Annotated in this window: 14 protein-coding genes and 1 pseudogene; 5 read left to right on the top strand and 10 right to left on the bottom strand. The window is 58.4% G+C overall.

The window, feature by feature from the left end; all coding sequences use genetic code 11:
• Positions 1-130: 130 nt before the first annotated feature.
• Entirely contained in the window at positions 131-1,492 is a 1,362-nt protein-coding gene (locus F8N85_RS17175) for a heavy metal sensor histidine kinase (RefSeq protein ID WP_150804747.1), read from the bottom strand.
• On the bottom strand, positions 1,492-2,172 hold the full coding sequence (locus tag F8N85_RS17170) for a heavy metal response regulator transcription factor (protein WP_150804746.1): 681 nt from the start codon (positions 2,170-2,172) through the stop codon (positions 1,492-1,494). The genes F8N85_RS17175 and F8N85_RS17170 overlap by 1 nt, the downstream gene beginning before the upstream one ends.
• A 154-nt stretch (positions 2,173-2,326) precedes the next feature.
• On the opposite strand from F8N85_RS17170, the gene F8N85_RS17165 reads away from it, so the two are divergent.
• Positions 2,327-2,890 carry a plastocyanin/azurin family copper-binding protein gene (locus tag F8N85_RS17165; RefSeq protein ID WP_150804745.1) on the top strand — a complete coding sequence of 188 codons (564 nt, stop codon included), beginning with the start codon at positions 2,327-2,329 and terminating at the stop codon, positions 2,888-2,890.
• A 69-nt stretch (positions 2,891-2,959) separates the two neighbouring features.
• Positions 2,960-3,790 carry an NADPH-dependent 7-cyano-7-deazaguanine reductase QueF gene (gene queF / locus F8N85_RS17160; protein ID WP_150804744.1) on the top strand — a complete coding sequence of 277 codons (831 nt, stop codon included), beginning with the start codon at positions 2,960-2,962 and terminating at the stop codon, positions 3,788-3,790.
• Positions 3,791-3,977: 187 nt separating this feature from the next.
• Here the strand turns inward: queF and F8N85_RS17155 are convergent, their stop codons facing one another.
• The gene (locus F8N85_RS17155) at positions 3,978-4,241 is read right to left on the bottom strand and encodes a DUF4404 family protein (protein WP_150804743.1); all 264 of its coding nucleotides are present in this window, start codon (positions 4,239-4,241) and stop codon (positions 3,978-3,980) included.
• Between the two features lie 113 nt (positions 4,242-4,354).
• Complete coding sequence (locus F8N85_RS17150) at positions 4,355-4,981, bottom strand: HAD family phosphatase (RefSeq protein WP_150804742.1); 627 nt, start codon at positions 4,979-4,981, stop codon at positions 4,355-4,357.
• A 202-nt stretch (positions 4,982-5,183) separates the two neighbouring features.
• Between F8N85_RS17150 and F8N85_RS17145 the strand changes: the two genes are divergently transcribed.
• The gene (locus tag F8N85_RS17145; protein ID WP_150804741.1) at positions 5,184-5,873 is read left to right on the top strand and encodes a VacJ family lipoprotein; all 690 of its coding nucleotides are present in this window, start codon (positions 5,184-5,186) and stop codon (positions 5,871-5,873) included.
• Positions 5,874-5,933: 60 nt separating this feature from the next.
• On the opposite strand, the gene F8N85_RS17140 is transcribed toward F8N85_RS17145, so the two are convergent.
• Positions 5,934-6,221 carry a PilZ domain-containing protein gene (locus F8N85_RS17140; RefSeq protein ID WP_150804740.1) on the bottom strand — a complete coding sequence of 96 codons (288 nt, stop codon included), beginning with the start codon at positions 6,219-6,221 and terminating at the stop codon, positions 5,934-5,936.
• Between the two features lie 279 nt (positions 6,222-6,500).
• Between F8N85_RS17140 and rssB the strand changes: the two genes are divergently transcribed.
• Both rssB and rssC read left to right on the top strand, forming a co-directional pair.
• Positions 6,501-7,682, top strand: a complete 1,182-nt coding sequence (gene rssB, locus F8N85_RS17135; RefSeq protein ID WP_150804739.1) for a two-component system response regulator RssB — start codon at positions 6,501-6,503, stop codon at positions 7,680-7,682.
• Positions 7,682-8,164 carry an anti-sigma factor antagonist RssC gene (gene rssC / locus F8N85_RS17130; RefSeq protein ID WP_150804738.1) on the top strand — a complete coding sequence of 161 codons (483 nt, stop codon included), beginning with the start codon at positions 7,682-7,684 and terminating at the stop codon, positions 8,162-8,164. The genes rssB and rssC overlap by 1 nt, the downstream gene beginning before the upstream one ends.
• Before the next feature lie 87 nt (positions 8,165-8,251).
• Here the strand turns inward: rssC and tal are convergent, their stop codons facing one another.
• From tal to tnpC, 5 genes and pseudogenes are all read right to left on the bottom strand, one after another.
• Complete coding sequence (gene tal, locus F8N85_RS17125; RefSeq protein WP_150804737.1) at positions 8,252-9,178, bottom strand: transaldolase; 927 nt, start codon at positions 9,176-9,178, stop codon at positions 8,252-8,254.
• Positions 9,179-9,356: 178 nt separating this feature from the next.
• Positions 9,357-10,358, bottom strand: a complete 1,002-nt coding sequence (gene dusA / locus F8N85_RS17120) for a tRNA dihydrouridine(20/20a) synthase DusA (RefSeq protein WP_150804736.1) — start codon at positions 10,356-10,358, stop codon at positions 9,357-9,359.
• Between the two features lie 607 nt (positions 10,359-10,965).
• A pseudogene (locus tag F8N85_RS17115) lies at positions 10,966-11,277 on the bottom strand (helix-turn-helix domain-containing protein).
• Positions 11,278-11,608: 331 nt separating this feature from the next.
• Complete coding sequence (locus F8N85_RS17110) at positions 11,609-12,151, bottom strand: hypothetical protein (protein WP_150804735.1); 543 nt, start codon at positions 12,149-12,151, stop codon at positions 11,609-11,611.
• Between the two features lie 21 nt (positions 12,152-12,172).
• On the bottom strand, positions 12,173-13,059 hold an 887-nt coding region (gene tnpC, locus F8N85_RS17105), incomplete at its 5' end, for an IS66 family transposase (protein WP_150804734.1).

Genomic DNA, 13,059 nt, shown 5'->3' with positions numbered 1-13,059 from the left:
TGCTCGCGATAGGGCCGGTACTACTGACTTCAATCTGCCACAGTGGATCGTAGTCCTGCGCAAATTATGTGTTCACTGAAGATCCAATGTGGGAGCGAGCTTGCTCGCGAAGAGGCTGGTACTGCCGGCATCAATCTACCTGTGGCAACTCAATCACAAACCTGGTCCACCCCTGGCCCGATTCACAGCGAATCTGCCCACCATGGGCGCGGATGATCGACTGGGTTATTGCCAGCCCCAATCCCGCATGTTCGCTGCTGCCTTCGCGGCGAGCCGGATCAGCCCGGTAAAAGCGATCAAACAAACGCGGTAGCGATGCCTGGGAAATCCCGTCACCGCTGTTCTCGATGCTCAGGCTCAGGCCTTGCGCGGTCTCGACAATCCGCACTCCGACTTCACCGCCTGCCGGGGTAAACCGCAGGGCGTTGTCCAGTAGGTTGGAGAGGGCGCGCCGCAGCATGCTGCGGTCCCCGGCGAAGCTTGCGCTGCCTTCGCGGCTCAGGCTGACCTGGGCGTCCTCCGCCAGCGGAGCGAAAAACTCCAGCAGCAGATCGACCTCATCCGCCAGCTGCAAAGGCTCTCGTTTGGGGTTTAGCAAGCCATGATCGGCCTTGGCCAGATACAGCATGTCGTTGACCAGTTGCGCCATCCATTGCAGCTCTTCGAGGTTGCTGTGCAGCGCTTCGCGATAGTCCTCCAGCGGCCGAGGGCGGGTGAGGGTGACCTGGGTGTGGGTCAGCAGGTTCGACAGCGGCGTGCGCAGTTCATGGGCGATGTCGGCGGAAAACGCCGAAAGCCGCTGGAACGAATCGTCCAGCCGCCCGAGCATGGCGTTGAAGGTATGGGCCAGTTCGGCCAGTTCGTCCGGCATCTGATCCACCGGCAGGCGTTTGGTCAGCGAGCTGGCGGACACACTGGCGGCGACCTCGCTCATGCGCCGCAACGGACGCAAACCGCTGCGTGCCGCCCAGGCGCCGAGCAGCGCAGTGGCCAGCGCCGACAAGCCGACCGTCAACCAGATCAAGTGCTGCATGCGTTGCAGGAAGTGTTGGTGGTGAGTGATATCGAGCATCAGGGTCAGCCGTGGCGAGCCCGGTTTCTCCGGCTCCAGCGCGGCGCTGTAGACCCGATAAGCCGTGCCGTCGCTTTGCAGGCTGTGCAAGCCGGGCTCGGATGGCAAATCGGCGGGCAGAGCGCTGGAGCTGCTGAACCAGACGTTGCCATCTGCGGCACTGACCCGCAGCGACAGGTCCGGTGAATGACTCAGTTCATCCAGCAACCGGGCTTTGCGTTCGGCGAACCGGGGCGGGCCATCGACGCCTTGCAAGGCACTGCGCAGGGCAATCAGCTTGCCGTCGAGCAGTTGCTGATCGAGCTCGATGAAATGCCCTTCACTGGCGCGACTGAACAGCACCCCGGCCAGCAACGAAACCACCGCGGTGCAGGCGGCAAACAACAGGGCCAGGCGACTGCTCAAAGAAAGCCGGCGCATCAGGCCGGGCGCTCTTCGAGCACGTAGCCCATGCCGCGCACGGTATGAATCAGTTTGTTCGGGTAGTCATCGTCGATCTTCAGGCGCAAGCGGCGAATCGCCACTTCGATGACATTGGTGTCGCTGTCGAAATTCATGTCCCAGACCTGTGAAGCGATCAGCGACTTGGGCAGCACCTCGCCCTGACGGCGCAAGAGCATCTCCAGCAAGGCGAACTCCTTGGCGGTCAGGTCGATACGCTGGCCACCACGTTCGACCCGACGGCGGATCAGGTCCAGGCGCAAATCGGCCAATTGCAGGCTGGTGTCCTGGGTGGTGGCACTGCCGCGGCGCAGCAGGCTGCGCACGCGGGCCAGCAGTTCGGAGAAAGCGAAGGGTTTGACCAGATAGTCGTCGGCCCCCAGCTCAAGGCCATGCACCCGGTCCTCCACTGCGTCGCGGGCGGTCAGGAACAGCACCGGCATGTCCAGGCCGGCGCTGCGCACAGCCTGCAGAATCTGCCAGCCGTCGCGACCGGGCAACATCACGTCGAGGATCAACAGCGCGTAATCGCCGGTCAGCGCCAGATGCTGGCCGGTGGTGCCATCGGCCACCAGCTCGGCGTTAAACCCGGCTTCACTCAGCCCTTGGCGCAGGTACTGCCCGGTTTTCGGTTGGTCTTCGACGATCAGCAGTTTCATGGGCGACTCATGGCAAACGGACGGGAGCTTTATACCGTGGGTGGCCGCGATGCGGCGTAACCTGACAAAGTTGTAATCTAGCAGTCAGCTGACTGGCAGCGGCGCGGGGTTAGAGTTTCCCACAGGCTGAACCTTATCTTGCTGGAGTGTGACTATGTTTTTGCGAAATCGACTGGTGCTTGCCGGTTGCCTGCTGGTATTGAGCTTTCCGGTATGGGCGTCGCCAGCGCAGACCTACAGTTTCGGCGCGCCTGCGCCGGCGGCGAAAGCCACGCGTACGGTCGAGGTGGTGATGGGCGAGATGTCGTTCAACCCTCAGTCGCTGGAGATCAAGGCCGGTGAGACGGTGCGGTTTGTGCTGATCAACAAAGGCCAACTGCTGCATGAGTTCAACCTGGGCGATAAATTGATGCATGCCAGGCACCAGGAGGAAATGCTGCAGATGCAGCAGAGCGGCATGCTGACCCCGACAGCGATGAAGCCTTCAACAAAATCCTCGGACGCCATGGATTACGCGGCGATGGGCCACGGTGCAACGGCCGGCATGAAGCATGGGTCGAACATGAAGCATGACGACCCCAACAGTGTGCTGGTGGAGCCGGGGAAAACCGCCGAATTGACCTGGACCTTCAGCAAAGCCGGTCACCTGGAATTCGCCTGCAACGTTCCCGGCCACTATCAGGCGGGCATGGTCGGCAAGCTGAACATCAGCCAGTAAGCGCCTGGCATTCAAAGGCGGGGGCAAAGGCTGATAGACTTGTCGGGTTTATTTAGTCAGGTTCCCGCCATGCATCCCGCAGCCGAACATTCGCCGCTGGGCAAGTCCAGTGAATACATATCTACCTACACCCCGTCTCTGCTGTTTCCGATCCCGCGCGCGGCGAAATGGGCCGAGCTGGGCTTGAGCGCCGAAACCCTGCCATACAAGGGCGTGGACTTCTGGAACTGCTTCGAGCTGTCCTGGTTGCTGCCCTCCGGCAAGCCAGTGGTGGCCATCGGCGAGTTCAGCATTCCTGCGGATTCGCCGAACATCATCGAGTCGAAGTCCTTCAAGCTGTACCTCAACTCGTTGAACCAGACGCCGTTCGCCGATCGTCAAAGCCTGGAAGCAACCCTGCAGGCCGACCTGTCGGCTGCGGCCGGCAAGCCGGTGGGTGTGCGAATTCGCAGCCTGAGCGAAGTCCAGGCCGAAGGTGTGGCCGGGTTGCCGGGGGTGTGCATCGACGAGCTGGAAGTCAGCGTCAGCGATTATGCGCAGCCGCGTCCGGAACTGCTGCGCTGCGACGAGTCGCGAGTGATCGAGGAAAGCGTGCACAGCCATCTGCTCAAATCCAATTGCCCGGTGACCGGCCAGCCGGATTGGGGCAGCGTTGCCGTGGAATATCGCGGCGCCGCGCTGGACCACGCCAGCCTGTTGGCTTATCTGGTGAGCTTCCGTCAGCACGCGGACTTCCATGAGCAGTGCGTGGAGCGGATCTTTCTCGACCTGCAGCGTCTGCTCAAGCCGGAGAAACTCACGGTCTATGCACGTTATGTGCGCCGGGGTGGTCTGGATATCAACCCGTATCGCAGTACTGAGGCGTTGGAATTGCCTAACCTCAGGTTGGTTCGCCAGTAAGGCCTGAAAAATGTGGTGCCCCTAAAAGATCGCAGCCTGCGGCAGCTCCTACGCCGACCGCGTACACCCGCCAATCCGGGGTAAACGCAAATCCTGTAGGAGCTGCCGCAGGCTGCGATCTTTTGATCTTGTCTTCAGAAACAAAAAAGCCCCGCTCCAAGAGCGGGGCTTTTGCATCCGGGGTGTCTTAGATTCCCATGTTGCCGAGCGCTATCACGATATTGCGCAAGGTACCGGCAATCGCCGGATGGTCGACTTCGAAGCGTTCTACGGCGAGGTTGACGCCATCGGCCAGGCTGGTGTCCTGGGTTTTTCTCTCGATTTCGATCTCGAGTTCGATCTGCTGCATCAGTAATTGCAGATCGGCGCGTTCTGCTTCCGAAAGCGGTGGGTTCTGCTCCAATTGCTCGCGCAGGGTATTGAGCTGGTGTTGCAGGTCGCGGGCAGGCATGGCGTTCTCCCTTTATTGATAGGCACAGGGATGGACCGCTGCAGCAGGCTAAAGGTCCATACCCTGACCTTAGAGTAATCCACTCCACCGCTAAGTGCATGATCTCGATCAAATCAAGGCTTTTCCCCCTTGAGCCGCCGCAGGCTGATATCCGCCAGGCAGGTGCCGAGTTCACCCAGGTGATCGATCACTGAATGCACCCCGAGGCCGAACAGTTGCAGCGTCGCCTTGCCGCGTTTGTGCTCGCGCGCTTGCTGGCTCAACGCCTGCCATTCGCTGGGCGCCAGCCCGCACAACGAGCCGCAGGAGGCCAGGCCGACGGTCCACAGCCCGGCGTTGAGGCCAGCCTGGAGCAGGCGCGGTTCGCCGCTGACCAGTACGCAGCCATCCAGGCGATCGACATTCAGCGCCATCAGCGCCTGCCAGCAGGCATTTGGCGCCGGCCATTGACGGCTGGTTGCGACGTTGTGGGTGGGTTTGATCCAGTCCGGCAGCGATGCTGCGAGGGAATGGCTGACCCCTTGCGGCAGCTCATCCAGCCAGGCGCAGGGGACGCCTTGGTGGTGCAAGCTGTGCAAGATGTCCAGCGCGCCCGGCGTCGCATTGGCGGGCTCGTGGGGCGGCTGATCGGGGCTGTGCTGGCGCGTTCGGGCGCCGAAATCGACCAGGCAGCCGCTGAGGCCGAAAAGCACGGCGGTCAGGGCTGGAGCGGCTATGGGTACGGCTTCGGCGTGCGGCATATCAGCATCCCTGAAATAGCAACGTAGCCTAGCTGTCGCTGATGACGGTTGAGTGACAGCGGTGTGAATGGGGCAGGGCGGTACTGCGAATGTTCCAGTACGCCGCGTGGAAGGCTGCGTAATAGAGCCGATTCGTCTTATACTAGCGCGCTTACCGCCGGGGCCTGGCCCTCGCGACAGAACAAACCAAGGAGTTTCTGCTATGCGCTGGAGCAATCGCCTGGCTCATTTATGTGTGTGTGCCGGCGCCATGCTGGTTCCGTTTGTTGCTCAGGCAGCCACGGAAGAAGATCCTTGGGAAAGTCTCAATCGGCCGATTTTCCGCTTCAACGACATGCTCGATACCTATGCGCTGAAACCCCTGGCGCAAGGCTATCAGGCGATCACGCCGCAGTTCCTTGAAGACGGCATCCACAACATGTTCCGTAACGCCGGTGACGTTGGCAACCTGGCGAACGATGTGTTGCAGATCAAACCCCACGCCGCCGGCGTCGACACCGCTCGCCTGGTGTTCAACACCACCTTCGGTCTATTTGGTTTCTTCGACGTCGGGACCAAAATGGGCCTGCACCGCAACGACGAAGACTTTGGTCAGACCCTTGGCTACTGGGGCATGGGCAGCGGTCCGTACGTCATGCTGCCATTCCTTGGCCCAAGCACCCTGCGCGATGCGCCTTCCAAGTACGTGGACAGCTACACCGAACCCTACCGTTACATCAATCACATCCCGACACGGAATGTGGGATTCGGCCTGGATATCATCGACACCCGCGCCAGCCTGTTGTCGAGCGAGAAGCTGATCCGCGGTGACAAATACGTGTTCATCCGCAACGCCTACCTGCAAAACCGCGAATTCAAGGTCAAGGACGGTCAGGTCGAAGACGACTTTTAAACCTGACCCGGTAAACGAGGAAGGCGGCCAATGGGCCGCCTTCTGCGTTTTTGTCCGCGATCAATTCATTGTCAGGATTGTAAGGCCAAGTTTCTGGCCCTCCTTGATCCAGACCACTTCGGCCTCAGCTTCCAGCCCAGCGAGGGCCGCATGTTCGGATTCGATGCGCACGCTGAGCCTGTCGCCCACCTTGAACGAACGCTGTGCCTGCACTTGCATACCACTGCTGGAAAGGTCCACGCAGACCGCTGGCACCACCTGGCCGGCATGGATCAGGGTGATCTCGGCATCCACCCGCATACGGATGAAGTCGCGCTTTTCACTGTAGTCACGATCGTTTTGACCCATGGGCTCTATCCTTCGATTGCGTTACGGTTTTGTCTGTTCTTATAACTCCCGGTCATTTGCGATGTAAAGACGTTCAGGCGACCATCGGCATGAGCTTGAAACGCCCCGCGGATGGGAGTACCGTCTGCGCCTTAGAAGGGCACCTCTGATAACGCGCGAACAGGGCAATAAGCTCCGAAAGGCTGCGACTCAGAGAGGCTAGAAAGCGAATCCAGTAGCGTGAGCCCGGCCCAAGCCTCGCCCACCTACGCCAACCTAATTCTGGCGCCGTTTGCCCACATGCAGAAAACCAGTGCCACACTGCTGATAATCGACGACGACGAAGTAGTGCGCGCGAGCCTTGCGGCCTATTTGGAAGACAGCGGATTCAGTGTCCTTCAGGCCAGCAATGGCCAGCAGGGTCTCAAGGTATTCGAGCAAGCAAAGCCCGATCTGGTGATCTGCGATCTGCGCATGCCACAGATGGGCGGACTCGAACTGATTCGTCAGGTGACTGACCAGGCTCCGCAAACACCGGTAATCGTTGTTTCCGGCGCGGGCGTCATGAACGACGCTGTCGAGGCCCTGCGTCTCGGCGCGGCGGACTACCTGATCAAGCCCCTCGAAGATCTGGCCGTGCTCGAGCACTCGGTGCGCCGGGCCCTGGATCGCGCGCGTCTGCTGCTGGAGAACCAGCGCTACCGCGAGAAGCTGGAAACCGCCAACCGTGAACTCGAAGCCAGCCTGAACCTGTTGCAGGAAGACCAGAACGCCGGGCGCCAGGTGCAGATGAACATGCTGCCGGTCAGCCCCTGGACGATCAACGAGTTCCAGTTCGCGCATCAGATCATTCCGTCTTTGTACCTCTCCGGCGATTTCGTCGACTACTTTCGGGTCGACGAGCGTCGGGTAGCGTTTTATCTGGCAGACGTTTCCGGCCATGGCGCGTCATCGGCATTTGTCACCGTGCTGTTGAAATTCATGACCACACGGTTGTTGTTCGAGTCCAAGCGCAACGGCACTTTGCCGGAATTCAAGCCTTCGGAAGTCCTCGGCCATATCAACCGGGGCCTGATCAGCTGTAAGCTGGGCAAACATGTCACGATGGTCGGTGGAGTCATCGACGAGGAGACAGGTTTGTTGACCTATAGCATTGGCGGTCACCTGCCATTGCCTGTTTTGTACACCCCGACCAGTGTCCGTTATCTGGAAGGGCGTGGTCTGCCGGTGGGTTTGTTCAACGAAGCCACCTACGAGGATCATGTGATGGAATTGCCGCCGACATTCAGTTTGACGCTGATGTCTGATGGCATTCTGGACCTTTTGCCCGAGCAGACACTCAAAGAGAAAGAAGCCGCCTTACCTGAACGGGTAAGGTCGGCGGGCGGCAGCCTGGATGGTCTGCGGCAGGTATTTGGATTGGCCACGCTAGGGGAGATGCCGGATGATATCGCCCTGTTGGTGTTGAGCAGGAATCTTTAATGAGTACTGGAAGAATCCAGTTCGCCGAGCAGGATGGCACTTTCGTCCTGAAATTCATCGGTGAAGTACGCCTGACCCTGTGTTCGGCGTTGGATGCGACTATCGAGAAAATCTTCACTTCGCTGAATTTTACAGCGATCGTGATCGATCTGACCGAAACCCGCAGCATAGACAGCACGACCCTGGGTTTGCTGGCCAAACTGTCGATCCTTTCGCGGCAGAAGATCGGTCTGTTGCCGACGGTTGTCACCACCCACGAAGACATCACCCGGCTTTTACAGTCGATGGGCTTCGATCAGGTGTTCAACATCGTCGATCACCCTATTCCGTGCCCGGAGTGCCTGGCCGACTTGCCATCCCAGGATCAGTCGGAAGAAGTGGTGCGGATCAAAGTGCTCGAAGCGCACAAGATCCTCATGGGTCTGAACGACTCCAACCGCGAAGCCTTCCATGACCTGGTAAACGCCCTGGAGCGTCACTGATCGCACCTGGCGTTCGCGCATAAATCAAGCGCATAAAAAAGGGCGAACCCGCGAGGGTCCGCCCTTTTTGCATGGGCCTGATGCTGGTCAGAGCTTGGCTTGCAGCAGCGCTTCGAGTTTTTCCTGGTCGCGGGAGAACTGACGAATGCCTTCAGCAAGCTTCTCGGTGGCCATGGCGTCTTCGTTGGAAGCCCAGCGGAACTGGCTCTCGGTCAGGCTCTGACGGGGTTCACCGGCGTTACCTGGGGCCAGCTTGCGCTCAAGCTTGCCAGTGTCCGCGGCGAGTTTCTCCAGCAGCTCCGGGCTGATCGTCAGGCGATCACAGCCGGCCAACTGCTCGATCTGGTTCAGGTTGCGGAAACTGGCACCCATGACCACAGTCTTGAAGTCATTGGCCTTGTAGTAGTTGTAGATGCGAGTGACCGACTGCACGCCCGGATCATCGGAACCGGTGTAGTCGTTGCCGCTGCTCTTCTTGTACCAGTCGTAGATGCGGCCCACGAACGGCGAAATCAGGAACACCCCGGCATCGGCACAGGCAACCGCCTGGGCGAAGGAGAACAACAGGGTCAGGTTGGTCTGAATACCCTCGCGCTCGAGTTTCTCGGCAGCGCGGATACCTTCCCAGGTGGAAGCGACCTTGATCAGCACGCGCTCACGGCCAATACCGGCCTTGTCATACAGCTCGATCAGACGGTGCGCGCGCTTCAATACCGCGTCAGTGTCGAACGACAGGCGCGCATCCACTTCAGTGGAAATACGCCCCGGAATCACTTTCAAAATCTCTTGCCCGACCGCCACGCCAAAGCGATCACTGGCCAGACCGATATCGCCCTTGCAGTCGCTGATACAGGCATTCAGCAACTCGGCATAACCTGGAATGGCCGCGGCCTTGAGCAGCAGCGAAGGATTGGTGGTGGCATCCACCGGTTTGACCCGAGCGATAGCTTCAAAATCGCCAGTATCGGCAACAACGGTGGTGAACTGCTTGAGTTGATCCAGCTTGGAAGTCATAAGCGTGCTCTGTCCTGTGGGTCTGTTGACATTACCCGAGCGCTGACAGCCACTCAAGGGTACGAATGCGTATCGATGGCTCCAGCGGCAACTACCTGAAAACAGGTGTTTGAAAGGCGGGGCGCGGTATCGCTAAATTCGATGCCGAAATGCGGCACAGGTTCAAACAAAATGACCGTTAGCGGCCTTCGAGCAGCTCTGCAGCCTGATCCAGCAACACCAAAGGCTCCTTAGCCTTGTGAATATCCACCGACAACAACTGCCGAAACTTGCGCGCCCCCGGAAACCCGGTGCCCAGCCCCAATACATGTCGAGTGATATGGTGCATCGACCCGCCAGTCGCCAGATGCTCGGCGATATAAGGCCGCAACCGCGCCAACGCCTCGGCCCGGGTAATCACCGGCGCCGTGCTGCCGAACAACTGCTGATCCACTTCAGCCATCACATAAGGATTGTGATACGCCTCACGCCCCAGCATCACCCCATCGAAACGCTGCAAATGCTCGTGACACTCCGCCAGCGTCTTGATCCCGCCGTTGAGAATAATCTCCAACTCCGGAAAATCCGCCTTCAACCGCGCCGCCACGTCATATTGCAGCGGCGGAATATCCCGATTCTCCTTCGGCGACAACCCCTCCAGAATCGCAATCCGCGCATGCACCGTGAAACTGGTACAGCCGGCATCCCGAACCGTGCCAACGAAATCACACAACTCCTCGTAACTGTCCCGCCCATTGATCCCGATCCGATGCTTCACCGTCACCGGAATCGACACTGCATCGCGCATCGCCTTCACGCAATCCGCCACCAGCGCAGGGTGCGCCATTAGGCATGCGCCGATCATATTGTTCTGCACACGGTCGCTTGGGCAGCCGACATTGAGGTTCACCTCATCGTAACCGTGTTCCTGGGCCATGCGCGCGCACGCGGCCAGATCAGCCGGGACACTGCCGCCGAGTTGCAGGGCGAGCGGGTGCTCGGCTTCGTTGTGGCGCAGGAAACGGTCGTGGTCGCCGTTGAGCAAGGCGCCGGTGGTGACCATTTCTGTGTAGAGCAGGGCGTGTTTGGAGAGCAGGCGGAGGAAGAACCGGCAATGGCGGTCGGTCCAGTCCATCATCGGCGCGACGGAGAAGCGGCGAGAAGGCTCGGACCGGGAAGGGGTAATGTCGTTCAAGGGCATGGAATGTCTGTCGCTTTAGGCGCAGCCGGCGCAGAAGGGGCAGGGCGCGGGCTTGAATGGCGTATGAGGCTAAGTGGGGCACAGTTTATCAGGAAATAGGGCGTTTCAGGCGGGGCGGCTTATGTAGGGTTACTCTGAACGAATCCGTCTTCTTCTTTTGGTGGTCTCGAATGCGTCACTCGTTACCTGTTCGCGAGCATTGCGGAACAGCCGGAGCGGGAGCGGAGAGTCTTCGAGTACAGGGTGTTCCTGAATGAGAACGGGGGTATTCAGCATGCCGAGAAGGCAAGGATTGTTGCCGGGGATTCCACTGATGCTGAATCAGCATGCTTTTCGGTAGTGCAGCCCTGGATCTGGATAAGGAGGCAGAGCTGCGTTCTCGATGGCTCAAGTCCCAACGACAAGCCTTGAAGCAGAAATGGACATTCTCCGAGATCGTTCGCGTACTCGAAAAGGCGAAAGAACCCACGCTGAATCTCTCCAGCTATGATTCGCTGCTGCACAGCTATGGGCTCAGCCACCACCTCATTGATCTGGCTCTCTGCTGGAATCCCGAACATGTTATGCCGCTTCCAGATAACAGGTTGTTCGAGGGCTCGCTTTTAACTCACCCTGCCAGCACGTCCCGAAAAACATCAGGTCGAAGTGCTGCGATATGCAGCAATGATCTTGCGGCACCAGACGGAGAGCGTCGCCCTTGCTCCCACTCCTGCAGCGTTCGTACCGATACGCCCAGCAGTTAGGCAAATTTGGGTTGTGACAGTCCCGTCTTGCTACGTGCTTCAGCGGCCTCGGTCACTTCTACAGGGTGGACATCACCATGACGGCCAGCCTTTACATCGATGATGGCGGCTAGCAGTTCTTCGCCGAGGTTGCGCTTGGCATCACGTGCCAAGAGCTCTTTTTCAGTCAGGACCATGATTCATCTCCTTTGCGATTTTGCGCAGGATATGCGCTGGTATGTTCTCGGTAGCGCCTTTACCGTAGATCAGCAGGGCAACCAATGCTCCGCTAGCGAGTTGCGCGGTGTAGATGACCCTCACGGCACCGCTTTTACCACGGCCATCATCGGCGCCACGCTGATGTGGCGAGAGAGGGATGAGGATGAGCGATGGGGGTAACGGAGGTATCAGTGTATTTATCGCTTTGAGGCTCTAGCTGGATGCAGGTGAGGAAAGCAGGCTGGTGCGCGCCCCAAGATCCCTTGAATCAAGGAGTATGTCGCACAATGTTGATGTATTTCATGAGATTTAATTTCGCGTTAGATGTAACTCATTGGCCAAGTCTGAAATTAATTCATTTGCTTCAATGAGCATGGCATTGTTCGTCTTGTGCAATTCACTCCAGTCGCACTCAGTACCACACTTAATCCATTGACGGTTCATCGGCGCATCTTGTTCCGCAAAAAAACGATTCAGAAAGGTATTGAGTCTCGTAGATGTCTGTTCCGATGCTAGAACGTATGACTGATTTGCTAGTGCTCGCCATTTCGAAAGTAGGTCTACTGAACGTTCCGAGTAGCGTTCAAATGCTTTCTTTTGCATTTCTGCATTTTTCGCATCTGCTGTTCCAAACCACGTTACGTCGAGCATCAGGGTCTGACAATTCAAGACCGTTTCAGATGCTTCATTGAATAACTTTGCTTGGGCGAGAGATAATGCTTCCTTTCCCTCTCGCGAGCTATCAATGCTTTTGACTATCACTGGGGCAATTATGCTAGACAGTATTGCAGCAATTATTAGCAGTAAGGCCTTTTCGATAAATGAATCGTAAGCGCTCCATGAACCCCACATTTTAAAGATGGGGATCTATGGCTATCTTGGAATTTGCGGCGTGCAGTTCCACGGCAGCAAAGCCTCGAAGTCTTCTACGCTCGAGGCTTGTGGCAGGCGCTCAAGTGCGTGGCGCAGCCACGCATAGGGCTCTTGGCCGTTGGCTTTAGCCGTCTCGACCAAACTGTAAAGTTGAGCGCTGGCCATCGCGCCTTTGGGCGTGTCGCTGAACAGCCAGTTCTTGCGCCCGATAACGAAGGGCCTGATCGCGCGCTCTGCCGCATTGTTGTCGATCGGCAAGTAACCGGCTTCGGTGTAGCGCACCAACTTGATCCAGTTGCTGGCCAGGTAGCTGATGGCTTTACCCAGTGCATTTTGCGTCGTCACTTGTGGCTGGGTTTTCTCCAGCCATGTTTGCAACTGCGCCAACACCGGCAGGCTGTTTTGCTGTCGGCTTTCGTGGCGATGTTCATCGCCGACTTCTTTTAAATCTCGCTCGATACCGTACAGCTTGTTGATCAGATTCAGGGCGATATCGGCACGCCCGGTTTTGCCTTTAGGCTGCACCTTTTGCGCCTCGACAAACTTGCGTCGCGCATGCGCCCAACAGCCTAAACGTTCGACACCGGATTGCCCGCCCAAGGCGTTATAACCCGCGTAATCATCAGTCATCAGGTAGCCGCGATAACCTTCGAGCAGGCGCGATGGAACCTCCTGCGCCCGGCTGGTCGAGTAGTCAAAAAGGATCACAGGCTGATCCGGCGGCCCGCCGGTTTGCACCCACATCCAGGATTGGCTGGTGGGCTCTCGATCTGGCTCTTTCATCACCTGTACACGTGTTTCGTCGCAGTGGATGACGCGACTTTCCAGCAGTCGATCCCGCATCAAGTTGAGCAAGGGTTGCAGGTGTTCGCCGCACTGGATAACCC

The organism is Pseudomonas fluorescens, from assembly GCF_902497875.1.
Lineage (GTDB): Bacteria > Pseudomonadota > Gammaproteobacteria > Pseudomonadales > Pseudomonadaceae > Aquipseudomonas > Aquipseudomonas fluorescens_BR.
The sequence above is the reverse complement of the archived record's forward strand: the minus strand, read 5'-3'. Positions and strand labels throughout refer to the sequence as shown.